Origin of the sequence: Variovorax sp. J31P179 (genome assembly GCF_030316985.1) — a bacterium.
GTDB lineage: Bacteria > Pseudomonadota > Gammaproteobacteria > Burkholderiales > Burkholderiaceae_C > Variovorax > Variovorax ginsengisoli_B.
Genome location: NZ_JASZYL010000005.1, coordinates 417,240 through 439,776 on the forward strand (window position 1 = coordinate 417,240; position 22,537 = coordinate 439,776).

The window sequence follows — 22,537 nt, forward strand, 5'->3', positions numbered from 1 at the left end:
TTTCTCAGGAGCAGCTGTAACTCTCAGCCTGCCGCGGATTTCCGCTCTCATGGCGCGGCTTCTGCGGGTAGGGGCAAATGGGCAGGCTGATCGCCGTCGGGCTATTGGGCAACGAGCTCAAATCGATGCGTCCGGGCGCAACGCCGTTCTCAACCCAATCGGTCAGGAGCCTGTAGGCCTGGCCAGACGCGAACGCGGGCGGCGTCGCTGCTTCATTCGACGTGCCATTGACAGAGCCGTGGCCGATGCCTGGGAGTGGATAGAAGCGATAGAAGCTCTGGACCGCGCCGGCACCACCCATCTGATTCAACACCCTGTCGTAGTAGTTGTACGAACCAAGGGAAAAGACCAGCTCGTCGTTCACGCCAACCCAATGAACGATCTTGCCGCCGCGCTTCTTGAATTCCGTCAGATCCGGGTCGTCGCTGTTGATGTGTGCGAACTGTGACTGGAGCGCTACGCCTTGATCAAAGGCGTTGGAAAATTGAGCGTACGAAAGTGATTTCCACCCGTTGGCACCATTGCCGGTCGCGTTCCTGAGGTAGGGTCCCGCCAGTTTCGAGTTCCGTAGTTCCAGCGCGACTTGATCCGTTCCGATGCTGAAGGCGAGCGCTGGATTTGCCAACCCGAACGGCACTCCGATTGGCCTTGTGAGTGCTGCGTTCCAGAGAGACGTTCCCCGCGGTAGTCCGTACCACTTCTGGCCGCCAGCCAGAACGACATTCCAACCATTGTCCACAGCCGGGTCCGGAACGCTGCCGTCAGCGGTGACCCCGTACCAAATCTTGTTGATCGCCTGAGCCTGAGCCATGTTCACGCACGACGCAGATGTGCTCGCGCCAACGACCCCACTGCCAGCAACTCCATGGCAAAGCACAGTCGCATCTTTCGTCGGGTCATACCGGCATTGCGACTGATCCAGGATGAAGCCAAGATGCGCTCCGCCAACAACATCGCACGCGCTGATGGCGGCGTTCGAAACGAGGTCCTGTTGCTCGTAGGTCGGGATGGGGATGCCATTGTCCACCAATTCGCGCTGCCAAACGATTTGAGGGTAGAGCTCGGCTGTGGCGAACTTTGTCCAATTGAGGGCGGGCACTCCCGCGACGACACCATCGAAATCGGCGGGGTTGACCTGAGCCGATTTCAAGGCCTGCCGGCCGCCTGTCGATGCCCCATCGAAATAGGAATACTTCGGCGCGGATCCATAGTAGGCGACGGCGAGGGCCTTTGCTTTGACCGCCATTTCGTGGACGCTGCGTTGCGAGAAGTCGTTCCACAGCGGACTGTTGATCGTTCCGTTCGGATTCATGGCCCAAGAACCGCTGCCTGTTGGATCCGTGTGGCCCATGTTTTCCGAAGCGGCCATAGCACCTTCTGTACCGGCAATCTCAGATGCTCGGCGTCCGTCGTTTGCGACACCATTCCTGCCCAGTGTGGTGGTGATGCCTTCCGCAGTCCCACCGAAGCCACCATTGCCTGTGGCATGAATGCGACCATTCCAGTTGGACTTTTCGGGCAACCAGATTTCGATACCGATGCCCGGAGACGTCGAGGGCGCGTCAGCAGGTCCGGCGCTGCCAGGGCCAACGTTGAGCTTGACCAAGCACAGGTCGTTGGCTGCCGTCGGTGTGGTGACCGTGGGCCTCCCCGAGAGCGAAAGAGCGTCGCCCTTTTTGAACTGCTTGACCAGCAAGACTGTGGTATTGGTATCGGGCCTGAAGCCGTACTTTATTGAACTATCGCATTTCAAAAGTGCTGCAGGTTGCGTTGCAGCACCAGCGGCCGCTGCCGCCACGGCTGCAGCAACGCGTTGGTTATCGTTTCCACCTCTTCCACAGGCGGCAAGTGATCCAGCAGTCATCATGGCGAGCAACGCTCGTGAGTGGCTCGCGCGGTAGCCAAACACCTTCATCTTCATCGGCATCGTGGTCTCATTTACTGTGGTACCCGGTGTAGTCGAAAGGCAAGGCTGAGACGCCCGTGCCCGCGGCAGCGCAACGCTACATCGTGACGGATCGCCAATAGGCCTCTCTCTTCGTTGCACATTGTGGAAGCCGCATTGAGTGATCGCTTGAGAAAGCGGCGGCCTTCCGCGAAGGGCCCTTTCCGGCTGTACAAGTCCCGTCTAAAGGCGCCGAGGGGAGCTGGGGGCCGCGCAAGGCGTTCAGGGCGCCTATCCCCTGCAGCGCATCAGGAAAGCGCGCTGTAGGGCCTGAGGGAGGGCCCTCAGAAGCCTGCAACCATCAGGGCGGCCTGCACTGCATCGCCGCGCAGGTGCCCATAGTGTTTTTCGATGATCGCGCCGGACGTGCCGCCGATCGTCGCGATGTGCGACAGCGGCATGTTCAGTTCTACGAGGTCGGTGATGCGCGAATGGCGCAGCCAGTACATCGTGAGTTCCTTCGGCAGCTTCGCCTGTGCGGCGGCCGCCTTGATCGCGATGTTCCAGCGGCCGAAGTTCCAGGGCGGGCCCGCGTCGTTGCAGAACAGGGGCGCCAGCGGCAGCTTGTCCTTCGTGCAGGCCTGCATGAAATCGATCGTGGCCTTGTCCTTGGGTAGCGGCACCCAGCGCTTGGCGCCCGCCTTGTCCTTTTCGACCCACAGCGCATGCGCGCGCCTGTCGTAGTCCTTCACGGTCATCTGCGCGAACGCCCCAGGGCGGACCGGCACGATCAGGTGGGCGTGCAGAAAGGCCATCACGTCAGGCGCGACCTCCTGCGCACCGGCCATCAGCGCACGACGCTGATCGATCGACAGGTACACGACAGGCCCGCGCCCTTCGTCGGCTGCGAGGTCGCGCTTCAGCGCCGCCTTCCACACGTCTGCGATACCGTGCGTGCGATGCGCAAGGTTCAGCGCTGCGCGGAAGGTCGCGATGTCGCGATTCACGGTCGCGCCGCTGCGGGGCCTCGCTTCGGGCTCGGTCTTGTTCAGCTTCATCGGGTCCTTGGGCAGCGCTGACATCCAGGCGCGCCACGCCACGAATTCGGCCTTGGTGATCTTCGACAGGGGGCGGTAGAGCCACGAATCGGGGCCCTCCTTGGGGTAGGTCGCGATCAGCAGTTCGAAGCGGCTCTGGGCCGAGTGCGCTGCGTTGGCGCCCTTCGTCGCGCGCTGCGCTGCGACGTATTCCAGCAGCACGTGCTGCAGCGTCATGCGCGACGGGATCAGCGTCGCCCCGACGCCCTCGGCCTCGATGACATCGAACCATGCGTTAGGGCGCTTCAGGGCCGCCGCGAAGCGATCCTTTTCTGCGATGTCGTCCAGCTTGCCCAGGGGCTCGAAGCGTTCCTTGCGGCCCTCCTGGGCCTTGGCGACCCAGGTGCCGGTGCTGCCTTCGGTCATGTAGCGCCAGCCCATGAAGGGATTCGTACGCACTTGGTGCCAGTACGGGGCGCGGCGCGTCGGGAGCTTCGCGCGCGCTGCGGGGGTGTCGATCTTGTGTGCCATGTGCTTCGTCCGTTGAAGGGGGCACAGCGGCCAGGTACCTGAGCTAGTACCTGTAAAACGGGCGGGAATGCCTGATCCTTGCTGTACCTCGATGAGAGCACTTGGACCCTTTTCTCATAGGAGAAATCGCCTTCAGCCGCTATCACCGAGGTCTTATTTTATGGACTAAAGCTGCCCTACAAGGCACCGGGCCGGCGCTCAACGACCTGCTGGGCGGCCAGGTGTCGATGAGCTTCACCGACGTCCTGACCGCGCTGCCCTACATCAAGGCCGGCAAGCTGCGCCCGCTCGGCATCGCCACCGCGCAGCGCTCGCGAGCCCTGCCCGACCTGCCGACCTTGGCCGAGCAGGGCGTCAAGGGCTGCGACGTCAGCGTGTTCTTCGGCATCGTGGCGCCGGCCGGCACGCCGCCCGAGACCATCGCCAGGCTGAACAAGGCCTTCACCGAGGCGCTCGCGACGCCCAAGGTCAAGCAGCTGTTCGCATCGCAAGGGTTCGAGCCGGCGGCCGACGCCTCGCCACAGCAGCTTGGCCGCTTCATCGCGGCCGAGACCGCCAAGTGGAAAGACGTCGTGAAGAAGTCCGGCGCCCAGCTCGATTGACGCCATGACCACCACAGTCACCACCGGCGCGCTGGCGGGCATCCGCGTCCTCGACATCTCGCGCATCCTCGGCGGGCCGTACTGCGGCCAGATCCTCGGCGACCATGGCGCCGACGTGCTCAAGGTCGAACCGCCGCAGGGCGACGACACCCGGACCTGGGGGCCGCCCTTCAAGGACGGCGTGGCCTCGTACTACCACGGCCTCAACCGCAACAAGCGCACGATGGCGCTCGACCTCGGCAGCGCCGAGGGCCGCGAGGCCCTGCTGGCACTGGTGGCCGAGGCCGACGTGCTGATCGAGAACTTCAAGACCGGCACCATGGAACGCTGGGGCATCGGCTATGACGAACTGTCGAAGCGCTTCCCGCGACTGGTCTGGTGCCGCGTGTCGGGCTTCGGCGCCGACGGGCCGCTCGGCGCGCTGCCGGGCTACGACGCCGCGGTGCAGGCCATGACCGGCATCATGAGCATCAACGGCGAGTCCGAGGGGGGTCCATTGCGCGTCGGACTGCCGGTGGTCGACATGGTGACCGGGCTCAATGCGGTGATCGGCGCGCTGCTCGCGCTGCAGGAGCGCCAGCGCAGCGGACGCGGGCAGTTCGTCGAGGCGGCGCTCTACGACAGCGGCCTGTCGCTGCTGCACCCGCATGCCGCCAACTGGTTCCTCGACGGCCGCACGCCGCGCCGCACCGGCAACGCGCACCCCAACATCTATCCCTACGACGCCCTCCGGACCGGCACCGATCCGATCTTCCTGGCCGTCGGCAACGACCGCCAGTTCGCGAGCTTCTGCCGCACCATCGGCCTGCCGGAGCTGAGCGACGACCCGCTCTACCGCGACGCCGGATCGCGCTCGGTGAACCGCGACGGCCTGAAGCAGCGGCTCGAAGCGCAGCTGGCGACTTTCGACGGCCGCCAGCTGGTCGACCAGCTCATGGCCGCGGGCGTGCCGGCAGCGCCGGTGCTGTCGGTCGATGCGGCGCTCGAGCATCCGCACACCGCGCACCGCAAGATGGTGGTCGAGATGGAAGGCGGCTGGCGCGGCATCGGCTCGCCGGTGAAGCTGAGCCGCACGCCGGCCAGCTACCGGCATCCGCCGCTGACGCCGGGCACGGGATCGAGTAAGCGCTACTTCACTTCAGGTAGGAGCGCAGCGCCGCCACCACGGCCTCGGTGTCCTCGCCCCGCTGTGCCGGGTCGGCCTCCGGCCCCAGGTGCTCGCGGACGTGGCCTTCGAGGACTTCCAGCATCAGCCCGTTGACGGCTCCGCGGATCGCCGCGATCTGCTGCAGGATCTCCATGCACTCGGTGCCCGCGCCGAGCGCGCTCTCCAGCGCCGCGGCCTGGCCCTTGATGCGGCGCACCCGCGCCAGCAGCTTCGCGCTTCCCGTGATGGTGCGGCTCATGGGGCCATTCTAGGCGGCCGGCCATATACTGGGGTACAGTATCTGGCCATGCAGACTCTTCAAACCACCCGGGGCTGGCAGCACGCCCACGTCTTCGACGACGGCAATCCCCTGGCCCAGCGCGCCACGCTGTGGGCGGCGGTCCTGACCGCCGTGATGATGGTGATCGAGATCGCGGGCGGCTGGATCTTCAACTCGATGGCGCTGCTGGCCGACGGCTGGCACATGAGCTCGCACACCGTGGCCCTGGGTCTGTCGGTGGCCGCCTATGCCGCGGCGCGGCGCTTCGCCGACGACCGGCGCTTCTCCTTCGGCACCTGGAAGATCGAGGTCCTCGGCGGCTACACCAGCGCGATCGTGCTGGCGCTGGTGGCCGCGTCGATGCTCTGGCAATCGGTCGCGCGCCTGCTGGCCCCGAGCCCGATCCACTACGACCAGGCGATCGCGATCGCCGTGCTCGGACTGGGCGTGAACCTGGCCTGCGCCTGGCTGCTGCGCGGGGAAGACCACGGCCATGCCCATCACGGCCACCACGATCACCCCGGCCACGTGCACCACGACCTGAACCTGCGCTCGGCCTACCTGCACGTCGTGGCCGATGCCGCGACTTCGGTGCTCGCGATCGTCGCGCTGTTCGGCGGCAAGCTGCGGGGCGCCGACTGGCTCGACCCGCTGATGGGCATCGTCGGCGCCGGGCTGGTCGCGGTCTGGGCCGCCGGGCTGATGCGCGAGTCGGGTCGGGTGCTGCTCGACGCCGAGATGAATGCGCCGGTGGTGGCCGAGATCCGCGAGGTGATCGATGCCAGCCCGGTGCCGGCCACGCTGTGCGATCTCCATGTGTGGCGGGTCGGCAGGGGCAAGTACGCCTGCATCGTCTCGCTGGCCACCGACGGCGATGTCGGGCCGGACTACTTCAAGCAGCAGCTGCGCATCCACGAGGAGCTGGTCCACATCTCGGTCGAGGTGAACCGCGTAGCGGCGGCCCCCGGGCTCAGGCCAGCAGCTGCCCCGTGATGAACTGCCAGTGCTGCGGCTCGACCGGCGTGATCGACAGCCGGTTGCCCTTGCGCAGCACCAGCATGTCGGCCAGCGCCGGCGTGGCGCGCAGTTCGGGCAGCGACAGCAGGCGGGTCTTGCGCAGCGCCTGAACGTCCAGCAGCAGCCAGCGGGGCTGCTCGGCCTTCGACGCGGCATCGAAGTAGGGCGAGGCCGGATCGAACTGGGTCGGATCGGGCCGGGTGCCGGATGCCACGCGCGCGATGCCGACGATGCCGGGCTCCGGGCAGCTCGAGTGATAGAACAGCACCCCGTCGCCGACCTGCATCGCATCGCGCATGAAGTTGCGCGCCTGGTAGCTGCGCACGCCGGTCCAGGGCACGGTCGACTTCGGCGCCGCGAGGGCGTCGTCGATCGAGCACTCGTCGGGCTCGGACTTCATCAACCAGTAGCCGGACATGGCGGCGTCGCGCAGCGCGTGCCTCAGACCAGCAGGGCGTTGACCCGGCGCACGTAGGCCGCCGGATCGGCCGGCAGGCCGCCTTCGGCCAGCAGCGCCTGGTCGAACAGGATGTTGGCCAGGTCGTCGAAGTGCGCCGACCCCTCCAGCTTCTTCACCAGCGGATGCTCGGCATTGACCTCGAGCACCGGCTTGAGCTCGGGCGCGGGCTGGCCGGCCTGCTTGAGCATGCGCGCCAGCTGGGTGCTCATGCCGCCGTCCTGCACCACCAGGCAGGCCGGCGAATCGACCAGGCGAGTGGTGACGCGGACGTCCTCGGCCTTGTCCTTGAGTGTCTCCTTGAGGCGCTCCAGCAGCGGCTTGAAGGACTCGGCGGCTTCCTCGGCCGCCTTCTTCTCGGCCTCGTCCTGCAGCTTGCCCAAGTCGACCGCGCCCTTGGCCACGCTCTGCAGCGGCGTGCCGTCGAACTCGGTCAGGTAGTTGAGCGCCCACTCGTCGACCCGGTCGGTCATCAGCAGCACCTCGATGCCCTTCTTCTTGAAGATCTCGAGCTGCGGGCTGTTCTTGGCGGCGGCCAGCGTGTCGGCCGTGATGTAGTAGATCGCGTCCTGGCCGTCCTTCATGCGCGACTTGTAGTCGGCGAAGCTGACGCTGACCGTGTCGCTGGTGCTGGAGGCGAAGCGCAGCAGCTTGGCGATGCGCTCGCGGTTGCCGAAGTCCTCGCCCAGCCCTTCTTTCAGGACCGCGCCGAACTCGGCATAGAAGCGGGCGTACTTGCCCGATTCGTCGGCGTATTCCGCGGCGGCTTCGGCCGCGGGCGTGCTGTGGTCGGCCTTCTTGTCGACCACGTCGGTCACGCCTTCGGTCGGCTCGGGCGCCGGCACCGACTCGCCGGAGCCGACGTCGATCTTGCCCTCGCCGCTCTCGGCCGCCGTCTTCTGCTTCTTCGCCAGGTCCTCGAGCATGCCCAGCACGCGCTTGGTGCTGCCTTCGCGGATCGCCTTGACGTCGCGGCTCTCCTGGAGCAGCTCGCGGCTGACGTTGAGCGGCAGGTCGGCGGAGTCGATCACGCCCTTGACGAAGCGCAGGTAGCTGGGCAGCAGCGCCTCGGCGTCGTCCATGATGAAGACGCGCTTGACGTACAGCTTGACACCCGCGCCCTTGTCGCGGTTCCACAGGTCCATCGGCGCCTTGGCCGGGATGTAGAGCAGCTGGGTGTACTCGGTGTTGCCCTCGACCCGGTTGTGGCTCCAGGCCAGCGGCGCCTCGAAGTCGTGGCTGATGTTCTTGTAGAAGTCGACGTACTGCTCTTCGCTGATGTCCTTCTTGGCCCGGCTCCAGAGCGCGTTGGCCTTGTTGACCGGCTCCCATTCGCCGGTCTTGACCATCGCGCCGCCCTTGTTGTCCTCGCCCTCCTTCCACTCCTCCTTCTCCATCAGGATCGGCAGCGAGATGTGGTCGGAGTACTTGCCGATGATCGACTTGAGCTTCCAGGCGTTGAGGTATTCCTCGGCGTCGTCGCGCAGGTGCAGGGTGACGCTGGTGCCGCGTTCGGCGCGGCTGATGGTGTCGACCTCGAAGTCGCCGGCGCCGCTGCTGACCCAGCGCACGCCCTCTTCGGCCGGCAGTCCGGCGCGGCGCGATTCGACCGTGATCTTGTCGGCCACGATGAAGCCGGAGTAGAAGCCGACGCCGAACTGGCCGATCAGCTGCGCGTCGGCCTTCTGGTCGCCCGACAGCCGGCTCATGAACTCCTTGGTGCCGCTCTTGGCGATGGTGCCGAGGTTGTCGATGGCTTCCTGCTGGCTCAGGCCGATGCCGGTGTCGGTGATGGTCAGGGTCTTGGCTTCGGCGTCAAAGGCGACGCGCACGTCGAGCCGGGGCTGGTCTTCGAACAGCGCGGGCTGGTCGATGGCTTCGAAACGCAGCTTGTCGCAGGCGTCGGACGCATTCGAGATCAGTTCGCGCAGGAAGATTTCCTTGTTCGAGTAGAGCGAATGCGTGACCAGGTGCAGCAGCTGGGCGACTTCGGCCTGGAACGGGAGTTTGGTCTTGGAGATGGTCATGGCGCGAGAACAATCAAAGGGAAAAACGGTTCGCCGACGGCGAACTTTCAACTTTACAAGACCTGGGGCTGGCCGGCCCGATCGCAAGGGCCGGCGGTTTCAAAGCCTTACGAGCCTCAGCGCGGCTGCGACTCGACCTCGCGCGTCCAGCGGTCGATCAGCCGCTTGCGCTCGGCCGCCTGGCCGTACTTCTCAAAGTCGTACTTGATGAGCTTGACGCCGTCCATCGACGGGATGCGCGGATCGGGCTTGAAGGTCCGGTTGGCCGGCGACTGCAGGCTGCCGGCCTGGGCGCCGATGGCCTGGCCGGCCGGGCTCATGAGCCAGTCGTAGTAGCGCTGGGCGTTGGCCTTGTTGCGCGCGCCCTTGACCAGCGCGATGCCGCCGATCTCGTAGCCGGTGCCTTCGCAGGGCGCCGCGGTCTTGACCGGGTACTTGTCGTGGCGCCATTTGTCGAAGCCGAAGATGAAGCTGATGCCGACCGCCACCTCGCCCTTGGCCACGTTGGGCGCCTGGGCCTGGCCGCTGCGGGTGTAGGTGGTGGTGTTGCGGTGCAGCTTCTTCAGGTAGTCGAAGGCGGCGTCCTCGCCCATCAGCTGCACCAACCCGGCGACGATGGTGTAGCCGGTGCCGCTGGTGGCGGGGTGCGACATCTCGATCTCGCCCTTGTACTCTGGCTTGACCAGGTCGGCCCAGCAGCGCGGCTCCGGCAGGTGCTTCTTCTTGAGCACCTCGGTGTTGAAGCCGAAGCCCATGGCACTGGTGTAGAAGCCGCCGACCCGGTTGCCAGACATCGCGTACTGCCGCACCGACCAGTCGTACAGGTCGTTGATGTAGGCCGGGCGGTAGGGCTCGAGCAGGCCTTCCTCGGCCGCCTGCAGGAAGGGGTCGCCGGTGCCGCCCCACCAGATGTCGGTCTTCGGATTGGCGGCCTCGGCCCGCAGCTGGGCACCGATCTCGCCGGTGCCCTTGTGCGCCTGCAGCACGCGGATGCCGGTGGCCCGGCTGAACTCGGCCGCCGCCGCCTCGCACCAGCCGGCGTCGGTGCTGCACAGGGCATTGACTGTGCCCTGGGCCTGCGCCGCCAGGGCGGTGGCGGTCAGGGCGAAGGCGGCGAGGGCTGGGGCAACGAAACGGCGCATGAAGTCTCCCGGGTTCACGAACGAGACGCGCAGGATAGCGTCCCCGGGTGTGGCGGCTTCAGGCAGCGATCGGCGGCAGATGGACCCGGGCCACCAGGCCGCTGCGGTCGCTCCGGTTGGCCAGCACGATGCGCAGCCCGTTGCGCAGCGCCGCCGCCTGCGCGATCGCCAGCCCCAGCCCGCTGCCGCCGGCCGGGGCGCCGGCGACCCGGTAGAAGCGATCGAAGACGCGCTCGAGCTGCTCGCCAGGGATGCCGGGGCCGTCGTCCACCACGTCGACCACCGGCTGGCCGTCGACCGCGTGCAGCCGGACGTCGACCACGCCACCCTCGGCCGCATAGCGCACCGCGTTGTCGATCAGGTTGTCGAACACGCTGCGCAGATCGGCCGCCGGCGCACTAACCCACGGCGTGACGAGGCCTTCGAAGCCGACATCGACCCGGCGCTGGTCGGCCAGCACCATCAACTGGCCGACGCTGTCGCGCAACAGCATCGCGAGGTCCACCGGGCCGCGGGCACCGGGCGCCGGCGCGTCCTGGCGCGACAGGCGCAGCAGCTGCTCGATCAGGTGCTGGGCGCGCCGGACGCCGCCCTCGAGCTGGGCGAAGCGCTCGGCGGCGTCGCCGTGCGGCACATCGGCGCGCAGGTTCTCGATCTGCAGGCCGATCGCCGCCATCGGCGTGCGCAGCTCGTGCGCCGCGTCCTGCATGAAGTGGCGCTGGGCCGACAGCGCGCTGCGCAGCCGGCCCAGCAGGCTGTTGAAGGCCGCCACCAGCGGCGCGATCTCCTCCGGCACCCGGGCCACCGGCACGCCGTCGGGGCTGGCCTCGTCCTGCGCCGCCAGGTCGCGGGCGACGACGCGCAGCGATCGCGAGGCGGCCGAGACGATGGCCCACAGCAGGCCGAGCGTGATCGGCAGCAGCAGCAGGATCGGCAGGCTTTCGAGCAGTGCCCGGCGCACGATCCGCTGGCGCCGGAAGCCGTCGTTCTGCACCACTTGCACCCGCGGCGCGCCGTCGGGCGGCTCGGCGGCCAGCGTGTAGACGCGCCATTCGCCGGTGTCGCCGGGGCCGAGGCGGACGTTGCCGAAACCCGGCTCCGGCTGCAGCGGCAGCGCCAGGCCGCGCCACGAGGTGGCCTGCAAGGTGGCGCCGTCGGCGCTCCAGACCTGGACCACGAAGGCGCCGCGCTGGACGACGTCGTCGCGGCTCACCGGCTGCAGGGTGGGCAGCCGGCGGTGGGTCGCATGCGACTCGGCCACCAGCCGCATCTGGTCGTCCATGAAGTTGTTCACCAGCCGGCCGTAGGCCACGTAGGAGAGCCACACGGTGGCCGCGATCGCCAGCAGGTGCAGCGCCACCAGCCAGGCCAGCAGCCGGGCGCGCAGCGAGCGCGGGCGCCAGCCCCAGCCGGCGTTCACGCCGGTGCGACCCGCCAGCCGAGCCCGCGCACGTTGCGGATCGCCTCGGCGCCCAGCTTGCGCCGCATGCCGTGGATCAGCACGTCGATCGCGTTGCTCGTGACCTCGTCGCCCCAGCCATAGATGCGGTCCTCCAGCTGCTCGCGCGACAGGATGGCGCCGGGCCGCTCCAGCAGCGCATGCAGCAGCGCGAATTCGCGCGCGGTGAGCGCCTCCCGCACGCCGTTGGCGAGCACGTCGCGGGTCGTGAGGTCGAGTTGCAGTGTCGCGGTGCCGATGACCGAATGCGCGGCGCCGTCGCGGCGCCGCACCACGGCGCGCATTCGCGCCAGGAGTTCGCGCAGGGCGAAGGGCTTCAGCAGGTAGTCGTCGGCGCCCAGGTCGAGCGTCTGGATCCGGTCGTCGAGCCCGTCGCGGGCGGTCAGCACCAGCACCGGCGTGGCGTCGCCGCGGGAGCGGGCGCGCCGCAGCACCTCGGTGCCGTCCTGCTTCGGCAGCCCGAGATCGAGCAGCACGCAGGTGTAGCCGCCATCGGCGAGCGCGCTGTGCGCCAGCAGGCCGTCGCGGACCCAGTCGACCGACCAGCCGGCGCGGTCGAGCGCATGCATCAGGCTCGCGCCGATCATTTCGTCGTCTTCGACCAGCAATGCGCGCACGGAATCTCCTTGGAACGGGTTCGACGGCGAGGCTACGCCCGGATTATTAGCGCCGCATGAGCGGACGATGCGCCGATCGGTCAGCTGGCGTTCAGACCGCACGCGGAGGATGGTTGTTCCCCATTTCACCGCCCGAGGAGGCGTCCGGATGACTTTTTCCCCCAAGACCTTGCTGGCCGCGGCAGGCCTGCTGGCCGCCCTCGGCGTCCAGGCCCAGCAACTGCCGGCCGGCGCGCCCGCCGGCACCACCGTGCAATGCAAGGATGGCAGCTTTGCGTCGCCCGACACCAAGTCGGGCGCCTGCCGCGGCCACAAGGGCATCCAGACCTGGTACGGCAAGGCCGATGCGAAACCTGCAGCGGCACCTGCGGTGGCAGCCGCACCGGCGGCCGCTGCCCCGGCCGCGGCAGCGGCGGCCGCCAAGCCGGCGGCGCGGCCCGATCCGTCGACGATGGCCGCCGCACCCGGCGGCGGCGCCGGCAAGGTCTGGGCCAACGACGAGACCAAGGTCTACCACTGCATGGGCGACCGCTACTACGGCAAGACCAAGAAGGGCGAGTACCTGAGCGAAGCCGAGGCCAAGGCAAAGGGGATGCACGCCTCGCACAACAAGGCCTGCGCGGGCTGAGGCTGCTTGCTCAGCGCAGCGCGAGCAGCGGCGGCAGCCGTTCGGCCAGCGTGTCGATGACCACGCGGGTCTTCTGCGGCAGCGCGCGCGCCTGCGGCCACACGGCGTTCAGTTCGTAGCCGTAGGGCTGCGCTTCCTCGAAGACCCGCACCAGGGCGCCGCTGGCGAGAGCGTCGGCCGCCAGCCAGGTCGGCAGCCGCGCCAGCCCGGCGCCGTCGATGGCGGCCATGGCGCTGACCTCCAGGCTGTCGCAGCTGAAGCTGAAGCGCGCCGGCACCTCGAACTCGGCGACGCGACCCAGCCGGTCGTGGAAGCGCCAGGGATGCGGCCAGCCCTCGCGCGCGTAGCCGACGAAGCTGTGCGCCGCCGCGCTGGCCGCGAGCTCGTCGAAACCCGAGGGGCGGCCACGTTCGGCGAGATAGCCCGGCGCCGCATAAATCCCGATCCACTGCCGGCCCAGCGGCCGCGCCGAGAGCATCGCGCTGTCGCCCAGCGGACCGCTGCGGATCGCCAAGTCGATGCCTTCCTCGACCAGGTCGACGCGGCGGTCGCTGAACGACAGGTCGAAGGCCAGCGCCGGATGCTTGCGGCCGAGCGCCAGCAGCAGCGGCGCGACGCAGGCCCGGCCGATCAGCGCCGGCATGGTGATGCGCACCCGCCCGGTCGGCGTCCGCCGGCCGGCCTCCACCGCCGCGTCGGCCGCGTCCAGTTCGGCCAGTGCCCGATGGCAGCGCTCGTAGTAGGCCTGGCCGTCCTCGGTGAGGCTCTGGCTGCGCGTGGTGCGGTGGAACAGCCGCGTGCCAAGGCGCGCCTCGAGCCGTGCGACGCTCTTGCCCACCGCCGAGCGGCTCAGGTGCAGCCGCTCGGCAGCGAGCGCGAAATTGCCGGCCTCGACCGCCGCCACGAAAGCCTCGATGCCGTTCAGACGTTCGCTCATTGATTCCTTCACATCTTCATTCAATCGAAAATTCATCGCCACTGCGGAATTGTAAGAGCCAATAGCATCGACTTTCGACTGTCTTTCCACAACTCCATTGCAAGCACTCCATGACAGACACCACCCTGCGCCGCTGGCATATCACCGACTTCGGCCGGCAGCATCTGCGCTTCTCGGAAGGTGCCATTCCCGAGCCCGGACCCGGCCAGGTCCTGGTCCGCGTCGAAGCGGTCTCGCTCAACTATCGCGACCTGATGCTGCTCGACAACGACTACGGCTGGACGCCGCCGCTGCCTTTCACGCCGGCCTCGGACATGGCGGGCACGGTGCTCGCCGTCGGCGCCGGCGTCACGGCATGGCAAGGCGGCGAGCGGGTGATCAGCACCTTCGTCGGCGGCTGGCTGGACGGCGCCGCGCCGGAACACGCCATCGCGATGGGCGGCCCCGGCCCGGGCATGCTGGCCTCGCACGTGGTGCTGGACGCCCAGTGGGTCGTCGCCGCGCCGCGCACGCTCGATGCGGCCCAGGCCGCCGCCCTGCCCTGCGCCGCGCTCACCGCCTGGTTCTCGCTGGTCGAGACCGGCGCGCTGCAGGCCGGCCAGACCGTGCTGATCCATGGCACCGGAGGCGTGGCGCTGTTCGGGCTGCAGTTCGCACGCCTGCACGGCGCCCGGGCCATCGTGGTGTCGGGCAGCGCGGACAAACGCCAGCAGGCGCTCGCGCTGGGCGCCGCCCATGCCCTCGCGCGGGACGGCGACTGGCCCGCCGAAGTGCGCCGGCTGACCGACGGGCGCGGTGCCGATCACGTGCTGGAACTCGTGGGCGGCGCCAACCTCGGCCGCTCGCTGGAGGCGGTGGCGCAAGGCGGCCGCGTCAGCGTCATCGGCGTGCTGGAAGGCGGCGCGATGAGCGGCTCGGCCTTCGACGCGATCCGCCGCCGGGCCGTGATCCAGGGCATCAGCGTGGGCCATGCGCGCGCGCTCGAACGGATGGTGCGTGCGGTCGACCTGAACCGCCTCGAACCCGTGATTGCGGCCACCTACGGCATCGAGGATGTGCCGGCCGCCTTCGCGCACCTGGCACAGGGCGCCTTCGGGAAGGTCGTCGTGCGTTTCTGACCCGTGCGCCGGCCGCTCAGAACCGTTCGTCCGTCCCCAGGTAGCGCCACTGGCCGACCGGCAGGTTGCCCAGCACCACCCGGCCGATGCGAATGCGCTTGAGCCCCACGACCTTGAGCCCGACCAGCTCGCACATGCGGCGGATCTGGCGCTTCTTGCCCTCGGTCAGCACGAAGCGCAGCTGCTCGGGGTTCTGCCAGTCGACCTTGGCCGGCTTCAGCGGCTGGCCGTCGAGGCTCAGGCCGTGGCGCAGCTTCGCGAGCAGTTCGCGCGGAAAGGCGGCCTGCGAGTTTTGCGCCACCGGGCCGTAGGCCACCCGCACCAGGTATTCCTTTTCGATGCCGGAATCCTCGCCGATCAGCTGCCGTGCCACGCGGCCGTCCTGCGTCAGCACCAGCAGGCCGACCGAATCGATGTCGAGCCGGCCGGCCGGCGCCAGGCCGCGCAGCTGCGGCGGCGAAAAGCGGTTGCGGCTCGGATCCTCGCGCCAGTGGGTGCGCGGATTGATCAGCACCACCGCGGGCTCGTGGCCGTCCTCGGCCTGCCCGCTGACGTAGCCCATCGGCTTGTGCAGCAGGATCGTCACCTGCTGCTGCTGCTGGTTCTGCGCCTTGCGGTCGACCTCGATGCGGTCGGAGGGCAGCACCTTGACACCCATCTCGGCCACCTGGCCGTTGACCTTGACCCAACCCTGCGCGATCCAGTCGTCGGCCTCGCGGCGCGAGCACAAGCCCAGCTCGGCCATGCGCTTGTTGAGGCGGGAGGGGGCGGGGATCTCGGACATCGCGCCCATTGTCCGCGATCCGCGGCGTGCGTTTTTCACGCAAGCGCCGACTGTTGCAACCGCGTGGGCCGCCGCGTGATTTCGTTGCTTTGCGGGCGTGCGGGGCATGCGTACAACCGGTCCATGGGCTGAACAAGGAACTGCACATGGACATCCATGCGATCTCGCTGATCGTCGACGAACCGATCGCCGGTCACTTCTACTGGGTGCTGCAGAAGCAGGAAGGCAGCGACTGCCGCCCGATCGACGCCGCTTCCGGGCCGATGCCGACCTACGGCGCGGCGATGATGGCCGGCATCGAGGCACTGCAGCGGCGCACCGAGGCGCACGGCGACGCCGGGCCGCCCACGATGCACTGACGCGGGCGACCGCAGTCGCGATCCGAGACCTCGGCCATCGCCAATCGCGAGCGCTGTGGCCGGCGGGTTGGGGCACACTCCCGGCGCATGGCGCCGCATCTTCGCGGCACCCCAACGACGAGACACCCCATGATCCGAAAGCTGCTCACCCTCGCCGCCCTGGCGCTGGCATTCACCGCCGCGCAGGCCCAGCCCTATCCTGCCAAGCCGATCCGCATGATCGTGCCGTTCCCGCCCGGCGGCGGCACCGACATCCTGTCGCGGCTGGTCGCCAACAAGCTGACCGAGGTCAGCAAGTGGACCGTGGTGCCCGACAACCGCGCCGGTGCCGGCGGCACCATCGGCATCGCCGAGGCGGTGCGGGCGGCGCCCTCGGGCTACGAGATGGTGATGGGCCAGAAGGACAACATGGTCGTCGCGCCCTGGCTCTACAAGAATCTGAGCTACGACCCGACCAAGGACCTGGTGGCGGTGGCGCATGTCGCCTACACGCCGGTGGTGATCGTCACCCGCAGCGATTCCAAGTTCAAGACGCTGGCCGATGTCGTCGCGGCGGCGCGTGCGGCGCCCGACTCGATCACCTACGGCTCGCCCGGCAACGGCACCACCATCCACCTGGCCGGCGAGATCTTCAAGAGCGCCGCCAACATCAAGATGCGCCACGTGCCCTACAAGGGCTCAAACGCCGCGATGATGGACGTGCTGGCCGGCAACGTCGACCTCATGGTGTCGTCGCTGCCCTCGGCCATGAGCCAGATCCAGGGCGGCAAGCTGCGCCCCCTGGCCGTGACCTCGGGGCGCCGCAGCAGCTCGCTGCCAGACGTCCCCACGGTGGCCGAGCTGGGCTACAAGGGCTTCGACGTCAGCACCTGGTATGGCCTCTTCATGCCGGCCGGCACGCCCAAGGACGTGGTCGTGACGGTCAACGCCGAAGTCAACAAGCTGCTGGCCACGCCCGAGATGAAGGCCGCGATCATCGCCCAGGGCGCCGAGCCGCAGGCCATGACGCCGCAGGAACTCCAGACCCTGCTAAAGACCGACTACCAGAAGTGGAAATCCATCGTCCACGACTCCGGCGCGACGATTGAGTAACCCCCGAGGTCGGGCTCCGCCGGCCGTGCCGATCCCGTCAGTCGCGGATATCGGCGACCGGGTTGTTGCCGAAGTCCGGACGCGCCAGGTACTTCAGGATCTTGGCGGCGGCCGACGCCGGGCTGTCGAGCAGGCCGTCGGCCTTGAACTTCTCGAAGCGCACGCGGTCCGGGAACATGTCGGCTTCGGCGCCCCGCAGCGCCACCTGCATGTCGGTGTCGATGATGCCGGGGGCCAGCGAGACGATCCGCGCGCCGTTGGCGGCCGCCTTTTCTTCCAGCGCCACGGCGCGCGAGAAATGGTCCATGCCGGCCTTGGCGGCGCAGTAAGGCGCCTGGCTGCCCATCGCATTGCGCCCCAGGCCGGAGGAGATGTTGAGCACCTTGCGCTCGGCGCGCCAGCCCTTGGTGGCGCCGAGAAAGGCCGAGGCCAGCAGCATCGGCGCCTCGAGCCCGACCCGCAGCGCCTGCGCCAGTTCGCTCGCCACCGCTTCGGACAAGGGGCGCGGACGGCCGACCGTGCCAGCGTTGTTGATCAAGGTCGCGCTGTCGAAGGCGTCGGGGTCGAGCCCCTGCAGCCAGGCCGCGAGCCGAGCCGCACCCGACACCGGATCGGACAGGTCCAGCTGCCACTGCTCAAGCTCGGCACCGGCCTCGCGGGCACGGGCGGCGAACTGCTCGTCGGCCTGGCGGGAGATGCACAGCAGGCGTTGGCCGGGTTGCAGCAACTGCTCGGCCATGGCGCGGCCCAGGCCGCGGGAAGCGCCGGTGATGATGGTGAGGCGGGAAGAGGTCATGGAGTTTTGGGGAGTTTTCGTGAGCTATGGCGCGCCGGCGCCGCTTGTGCGCAGGCCGAACCTTCCTATGGTATCGGCGGCTGACTAGAATCCGCCAGCTTTCACACCGTCCTGGCCATGCCCACCCATTACCAAGCAGCGAGCGAGCCCCTTCACTTCGCCCAGCGCTTCGGTCTGGCCTGCCGGCCGGAGGCATCGATCGTGCGGCCGGGCGAGCAAGGCCTGTTCGTGCGGCGACCCCGTGCCGACGACACGGCCCAGGATTCGCTGGCCCGCTTCCAGATCGCCCCCGGGCGCTGGGGCCTGATCCCGCTGTTCAGCAAGGACGGCCAGGACCTGCACACCCACGAGGCACGCGGCGAGACCGCCTTCGCCGAGCGCAACTTCTACCAGCCCTGGAAGCGCGGCCATCGCTGCGTGATCCTTGCCGATGCCGTGTTCCAGGACGCCGACATCGAGGGCCACACCGTGCGCGTCTCGCGCACCGACGGCCAGCCGCTCGCCCTGGCCGGCCTCTGGAACGGCTGGCGCTCGCCCGCCGGCGAGTGCGTCGAGAGCTTCGCGCTGCTGACTTTCGGCACCCCGGGCCGGCCGGAGCAGCGCCGCACCGCGATCCTGCGCGACGCCTGGATCGACGACTGGCTGCATTGCCCGGTGGAGGAAACCGCGGCCTACCTGCGGCCCTATGCCGACGACAAGCTGGCGCGGCAGACGCTGCCGGCGGCGTCGGTACGCGCAGCCTAGCGTGGACGCGCCCTAGTCCGCCAGCCGCAGCGCCTCGATCAACCCGGCGATGTTGCCGACCCCGAGCTTCTCGTAGATCACCTGGATCTGGTTGCGCACCGTGGCCGGCGAGCGGGTCAGCGTCTGCGCGATCTCCTTGTGGGTGTCGCCCTTGGCGATCAGCTTGGCGATCGTGAACTCGCGCGCCGTCAGGCCGTCGGCGCGGCAGCGCGGCCGGGCCTTGAGGAACAGCAGCTGCTGCTCGACGCGGGCGTCGACCACCACCGCGCGGCCGCGAAAGCGCTCGCCGTCGCCCTGGAAGTGGCTCGCGAGCGCAGCCGGCAGCCGGCGCTCCTGCCAGTCGTCCCACTCCTCGCCGGCCAGCGCGGCGAAGCGCGCATCCGCGTGGTAGACCACGCCGCGCATGTCGGCGATGGCACTGCCGCGGGGCACCGCGTCCTGCTCGGCCGGACCGAGCCGCTCCAGGTGCATCTTGCGATTGATCGCCAGCGCCTCCATCACGTGCGGCGCCAGCAACGCCAGCAGGCCGGTCTCCTCGGGCGTGTAGCCGGCATCGCGCTCGGCGCGGTAGAGCAGGATCCAGTGGGCGAAGCGGGTCGCGGGATCGATCACGGTGGTGGCCAGCATGTTCTCGATCTCGAAGCGCCGCATCATGTCGCGGATCTCCTGCTGGCGCGGGTCGGAGAACCAGGTCTCGAGGTGGAAGCCGCGGGTCGCCCGGGGCTCGGCGAACATGCCCGCCACCGCCGTGTCCAGGTGCTTGACCGACTCGTAGGCCGGCAGCATCTCGGGCGACTTGTTGTGCAGGTGGACAGTGTGGATGTCGGGCCCGCCGGCCGACGGCGCGGCCGTGCCCCACAGCGACGAGTCGAACGGCAGCACCCCCTTGACCAGCCCGAGCGCGGCGTCCTGGAATTCGGTGATCGGCAGATCCTGGGCCATGCGGTAGAGCCGCAGGAGCAGTTGGCTGTAGCGTTGCAGTTCGTCGAGTGGGTCCATCAGGGATATCGTTGTCGTGGCCGGGATGTCGCGCCAGCATTCTGCATGCCCGAGCGCGGCTTGCCCCCGACACCGCTACGCAGCGCCCTTGCCCGCCGTCACGCTGGCGCGCAGCGCGGCCAGGTCGATCACGCGCAGGCCGCCGTACTCGACCCGGATCGCGCCCTGCGCCTGCAGCGCGCGCAGGGCCTCGTTGACCCGCTGGCGCGACAGCCCGATCAGGTAGGCCAGCTCCTGCTGCGTGATGCGCAGCAACTCGCCGACTCCCGGGAACAGCACCGGGTTGAACAGCGCCGCCAGATTGCGCGCCACGCGCACGTCGGGATCGTTGAGCCGGTCGGTCTCGCGCGCCGCGATGAACTGCGCCAGGCGCTCGTTCAGCTGGTTCATCACGAAGCGGTTGAAGCCGATCGAGTGATCGAGCAGCCAATGGAAGTCGTCCGCCGGCAATCCCCCCACCACGCTGTGGCGCAAGGCCTGGACGTTGTAGCGGTAGGGCTCGCGCTTGAGCACCGTGCCTTCGCCGAACCAGCCACCCGGCGGCAGTCCGCTGTAGGTCATCGACGTGCCGTCGGCGTTGTCGTTGCTCATCTTGAGCAGGCCGGCGACGACGCCGAACCAGTAGGTCGGCGGGCGGCCGATGCGGCAGACCAGGTCGCCCGGCTCGGCCTCGCCGACCACCACCGCGGCCTCGGCGCGGCGCCGTTCGGCGGGGGTCAGCGCGTCCAGCCACGGGATGCTGGCGAGCTCTTCGGCGCTGGCCGGCCGCACGCGGTCGCGGATCGTGGAGGTGCCAGGGTCGGTGCCGCGCATCGGGAAACTCCGGGGAGTGTTGTCCCTAGGATTGTCGTTCAAACGACAAGTTGGCGTCAAAGTTGGTCCTACAGTCCGCCCATCGTGCAGACCATCCCTCCTACCTTTCCTCGCCTGTTGCTGGGCCATGCGCAGCATCAGCCCGATGCCCCCGCGGTGCGCGAGAAGGATCTCGGCATCTGGCAGAGCTGGTCCTGGGCGGACGTCGCGCGCGAAGTGCGCGAGTTCGCCTGCGGACTGGCGAGCCTGGGCTTCAAGGCCGGCGACAACCTGGCGATCGTCGGCGCCAACCGGCCGCACCTCTACATGGCGGTGATCGCGGCGCAGAGCCTGCGCGGCGTGCCGGTGCCGCTCTACCAGGACGCGGTGGCGGCCGAGATGGTCTTCATGCTCGAGGACGCCGCGGTCGAATTCGTGGTCGCCGAGGACCAGGAGCAGGTCGACAAGCTGCTCGAATGCCGCGAGACGCGGCCTGCGATCCGCCACATCGTCTACGACGACCCGCGCGGACTGCGCCACTACGACCAGCCCGGCCTGCTCGGCTACGAGAAGCTGTGCGAACTCGGCCGCGCCTGGGACGCCGCCCATCCCGGATTCTTCGACCAGAGCGTCGCCGCCGGCGAAGCCTCCGACGTGGCCGTGATCCTCTACACCTCGGGCACCACCGGGCGCCCCAAGGGCGTCTGCCAGACGCACGCGAGCTTCATCGCGGCCGGCCGCGGCGGCGTCGAGACCGACCGGCTCGGCCCCGGCGACAACATCATGAGCTACCTGCCGATGGCCTGGGTCGGCGACCATCTGTTCTCGGTCGCGCAGTGGCTGGTCGGCGGCTTCACGCTCAACTGTCCCGAGTCGGCCGAGACCGTGATGAACGACATGCGCGAGATCGGCCCGAGCTACTACTTCGGCCCGCCGCGCACCTTCGAGGCCCTGCTCACCGCGGTGTCGATCCGGATGGAGGACGCGGCCGCGCCCAAGCGCTGGCTGTACGCGAAATTCATGGCGCTGGCGCGGCGCGTGGGCGCCGACATCCTCAATGGCGCACCGGTCGGTGCGATGGATCGCGCGCTCTATGCGCTCGGCGACCTGCTCATCTACGGCCCGCTGCGCAACGTGCTCGGCATGAGCCGCATCCGCGTGGCCTACACGGCGGGCGCGGCGATCGGGCCCGACCTGTTCCGCTTCTACCGCTCGATCGGCGTCAACCTCAAGCAGTTCTACGGCCAGACCGAGACCTGCGCCTATGTCTGCCTGCAGCAGGACGGCAAGGTCAAGCTGCAGACCGTGGGCAGCGCGGCGCCCGGCATCGAGCTCAAGATCGCCGACGACGGCGAGGTGCTGGTGCGCGGCGTATCGGTGCTGCAGGGCTACTACAAGCGGCCCGACGCCACCGCCGAGGTGCTCGACGCCGACGGCTACTTCCACACCGGCGATGCCGGCGTGCTCGATGCCGAAGGCCACCTGCGCATCATCGACCGGGCCAAGGACGTCGGCCGCATGCAGGGCGGCGCGATGTTCGCGCCCAACTACATCGAGAACAAGCTCAAGTTCTTTCCCCAGATCAAAGAAGCCGTGTGCTTCGGCGACGGCCGCGACGAGGTCTGCGCCTTCGTCAACATCGATTTCGAGGCCGTCGGCAACTGGGCCGAACGGCGCGGCCTGGCCTATGGCGGCTATGTCGACCTGGCGGCCAAGCCCGAGGTGCTGGGGCTGGTGGCCGATTGCATCGCCCAGGTCAACGCCGACCTGGCAACCGAGGAAGGCATGGGCGACACCCAGATCGCGCGCTTCCTGGTGCTGCACAAGGAGCTCGACCCCGACGACGACGAACTCACGCGCACGCGCAAGGTGCGGCGCGGCTTCATCGCCGGCAAGTACGCGGTGCTGATCGAGGCGCTGTACGGCGGCAAGACGGAGCAGTTCATCGAGACCCAGGTCAAGTTCGAGGACGGCCGTACGGGTGTGGTCAGCGCGACGCTGAAGATCGTCGATGCCAAGCGGTTTCCACCGCTGAAAGCAGCCGCATGAGCGCCGCGCCGGGCCGCCCCAAGCAAGCTCGCGCCCCC

The 22,537-nt window shown here is 68.6% G+C and carries 20 protein-coding genes and 2 pseudogenes; 9 read left to right on the top strand and 13 right to left on the bottom strand.

Annotated elements, in window-relative coordinates; translation table 11 throughout:
• Window positions 1-4: 4 nt before the first annotated feature.
• Window positions 5-1,927 carry a tannase/feruloyl esterase family alpha/beta hydrolase gene (locus tag QTI17_RS15815; RefSeq protein ID WP_286534274.1) on the bottom strand — a complete coding sequence of 641 codons (1,923 nt, stop codon included), beginning with the start codon at window positions 1,925-1,927 and terminating at the stop codon, window positions 5-7.
• 302 nt (window positions 1,928-2,229) lie between these two features.
• On the bottom strand, window positions 2,230-3,453 hold the full coding sequence (locus QTI17_RS15820; RefSeq protein ID WP_286534275.1) for a tyrosine-type recombinase/integrase: 1,224 nt from the start codon (window positions 3,451-3,453) through the stop codon (window positions 2,230-2,232).
• Window positions 3,454-3,632: 179 nt separating this feature from the next.
• On the opposite strand from QTI17_RS15820, the pseudogene QTI17_RS15825 reads away from it, so the two are divergent.
• Both QTI17_RS15825 and QTI17_RS15830 read left to right on the top strand, forming a co-directional pair.
• A pseudogene (locus QTI17_RS15825) lies at window positions 3,633-4,055 on the top strand (Bug family tripartite tricarboxylate transporter substrate binding protein); the annotation flags it as partial.
• A gap of 4 nt (window positions 4,056-4,059) precedes the next feature.
• The gene (locus QTI17_RS15830; RefSeq protein ID WP_503011056.1) at window positions 4,060-5,316 is read left to right on the top strand and encodes a CaiB/BaiF CoA transferase family protein; all 1,257 of its coding nucleotides are present in this window, start codon (window positions 4,060-4,062) and stop codon (window positions 5,314-5,316) included.
• On the opposite strand, the pseudogene QTI17_RS15835 reads toward QTI17_RS15830, so the two are convergent.
• Window positions 5,264-5,461 (bottom strand): annotated as a pseudogene (locus QTI17_RS15835) (metal/formaldehyde-sensitive transcriptional repressor); the annotation flags it as partial. The gene QTI17_RS15830 and the pseudogene QTI17_RS15835 sit on opposite strands and share 53 nt — an antisense overlap.
• Before the next feature lie 48 nt (window positions 5,462-5,509).
• Between QTI17_RS15835 and dmeF the strand changes: the two are divergent.
• Window positions 5,510-6,475 carry a CDF family Co(II)/Ni(II) efflux transporter DmeF gene (gene dmeF, locus QTI17_RS15840; RefSeq protein WP_286534278.1) on the top strand — a complete coding sequence of 322 codons (966 nt, stop codon included), beginning with the start codon at window positions 5,510-5,512 and terminating at the stop codon, window positions 6,473-6,475.
• Here dmeF and QTI17_RS15845 read toward each other — a convergent pair.
• The 5 genes from QTI17_RS15845 to QTI17_RS15865 form a co-directional block, all read right to left on the bottom strand.
• On the bottom strand, window positions 6,453-6,917 hold the full coding sequence (locus QTI17_RS15845) for an EVE domain-containing protein (RefSeq protein ID WP_286534279.1): 465 nt from the start codon (window positions 6,915-6,917) through the stop codon (window positions 6,453-6,455). The two genes, dmeF and QTI17_RS15845, sit on opposite strands and share 23 nt — an antisense overlap.
• A gap of 23 nt (window positions 6,918-6,940) precedes the next feature.
• The gene (htpG, locus tag QTI17_RS15850; protein ID WP_286534280.1) at window positions 6,941-8,983 is read right to left on the bottom strand and encodes a molecular chaperone HtpG; all 2,043 of its coding nucleotides are present in this window, start codon (window positions 8,981-8,983) and stop codon (window positions 6,941-6,943) included.
• Between the two features lie 116 nt (window positions 8,984-9,099).
• Window positions 9,100-10,125, bottom strand: a complete 1,026-nt coding sequence (locus QTI17_RS15855) for an ABC transporter substrate-binding protein (RefSeq protein ID WP_286534281.1) — start codon at window positions 10,123-10,125, stop codon at window positions 9,100-9,102.
• Window positions 10,126-10,183: 58 nt separating this feature from the next.
• Window positions 10,184-11,545, bottom strand: coding sequence for a sensor histidine kinase (locus QTI17_RS15860; protein WP_286534282.1), 1,362 nt, complete (start codon window positions 11,543-11,545; stop codon window positions 10,184-10,186).
• On the bottom strand, window positions 11,542-12,201 hold the full coding sequence (locus QTI17_RS15865) for a response regulator (RefSeq protein WP_286534283.1): 660 nt from the start codon (window positions 12,199-12,201) through the stop codon (window positions 11,542-11,544). The genes QTI17_RS15860 and QTI17_RS15865 overlap by 4 nt, the downstream gene beginning before the upstream one ends.
• 148 nt (window positions 12,202-12,349) lie before the next feature.
• Here QTI17_RS15865 and QTI17_RS15870 point away from each other — a divergent pair, with 148 nt between their 5' ends.
• Window positions 12,350-12,829, top strand: coding sequence for a DUF3761 domain-containing protein (locus QTI17_RS15870; RefSeq protein WP_286534285.1), 480 nt, complete (start codon window positions 12,350-12,352; stop codon window positions 12,827-12,829).
• 10 nt (window positions 12,830-12,839) lie between these two features.
• Here the strand turns inward: QTI17_RS15870 and QTI17_RS15875 are convergent, their stop codons facing one another.
• The gene (locus QTI17_RS15875; protein WP_286534286.1) at window positions 12,840-13,766 is read right to left on the bottom strand and encodes a LysR family transcriptional regulator; all 927 of its coding nucleotides are present in this window, start codon (window positions 13,764-13,766) and stop codon (window positions 12,840-12,842) included.
• Window positions 13,767-13,876: 110 nt separating this feature from the next.
• Between QTI17_RS15875 and QTI17_RS15880 the strand changes: the two genes are divergently transcribed.
• Window positions 13,877-14,884: a zinc-dependent alcohol dehydrogenase family protein gene (locus QTI17_RS15880; RefSeq protein ID WP_286534288.1), complete on the top strand. Its 1,008-nt coding sequence runs from the start codon at window positions 13,877-13,879 to the stop codon at window positions 14,882-14,884.
• Window positions 14,885-14,900: 16 nt separating this feature from the next.
• Here QTI17_RS15880 and QTI17_RS15885 read toward each other — a convergent pair whose 3' ends face one another.
• A complete protein-coding gene (locus QTI17_RS15885; protein WP_286534289.1) occupies window positions 14,901-15,668 on the bottom strand; it encodes a pseudouridine synthase in 768 nt (255 codons plus the stop codon).
• A 146-nt stretch (window positions 15,669-15,814) separates the two neighbouring features.
• Between QTI17_RS15885 and QTI17_RS15890 the strand changes: the two genes are divergently transcribed.
• Together QTI17_RS15890 and QTI17_RS15895 are read left to right on the top strand one after the other, a co-directional pair.
• Window positions 15,815-16,027 (top strand): hypothetical protein, encoded by a 213-nt coding sequence (locus tag QTI17_RS15890; protein ID WP_286534292.1) that lies wholly within the window; start codon window positions 15,815-15,817, stop codon window positions 16,025-16,027.
• A gap of 129 nt (window positions 16,028-16,156) precedes the next feature.
• Window positions 16,157-17,119, top strand: coding sequence for a Bug family tripartite tricarboxylate transporter substrate binding protein (locus QTI17_RS15895; RefSeq protein ID WP_286534293.1), 963 nt, complete (start codon window positions 16,157-16,159; stop codon window positions 17,117-17,119).
• A gap of 37 nt (window positions 17,120-17,156) precedes the next feature.
• On the opposite strand, the gene QTI17_RS15900 is transcribed toward QTI17_RS15895, so the two are convergent.
• Window positions 17,157-17,915, bottom strand: a complete 759-nt coding sequence (locus tag QTI17_RS15900) for an SDR family NAD(P)-dependent oxidoreductase (RefSeq protein ID WP_286534295.1) — start codon at window positions 17,913-17,915, stop codon at window positions 17,157-17,159.
• A gap of 117 nt (window positions 17,916-18,032) precedes the next feature.
• Here QTI17_RS15900 and QTI17_RS15905 point away from each other — a divergent pair, with 117 nt between their 5' ends.
• Window positions 18,033-18,659 (top strand): SOS response-associated peptidase family protein, encoded by a 627-nt coding sequence (locus QTI17_RS15905; RefSeq protein WP_286534296.1) that lies wholly within the window; start codon window positions 18,033-18,035, stop codon window positions 18,657-18,659.
• Between the two features lie 12 nt (window positions 18,660-18,671).
• Here QTI17_RS15905 and QTI17_RS15910 read toward each other — a convergent pair whose 3' ends face one another.
• Window positions 18,672-19,658: a helix-turn-helix transcriptional regulator gene (locus tag QTI17_RS15910; RefSeq protein WP_286534297.1), complete on the bottom strand. Its 987-nt coding sequence runs from the start codon at window positions 19,656-19,658 to the stop codon at window positions 18,672-18,674.
• Window positions 19,659-19,733: 75 nt separating this feature from the next.
• Window positions 19,734-20,471, bottom strand: a complete 738-nt coding sequence (locus QTI17_RS15915) for a Crp/Fnr family transcriptional regulator (protein ID WP_286534298.1) — start codon at window positions 20,469-20,471, stop codon at window positions 19,734-19,736.
• A 93-nt stretch (window positions 20,472-20,564) separates the two neighbouring features.
• Between QTI17_RS15915 and QTI17_RS15920 the strand changes: the two genes are divergently transcribed.
• Window positions 20,565-22,499, top strand: a complete 1,935-nt coding sequence (locus QTI17_RS15920) for an AMP-dependent synthetase/ligase (protein WP_286534415.1) — start codon at window positions 20,565-20,567, stop codon at window positions 22,497-22,499.
• The last annotated feature ends 38 nt before the right edge of the window (window positions 22,500-22,537 follow it).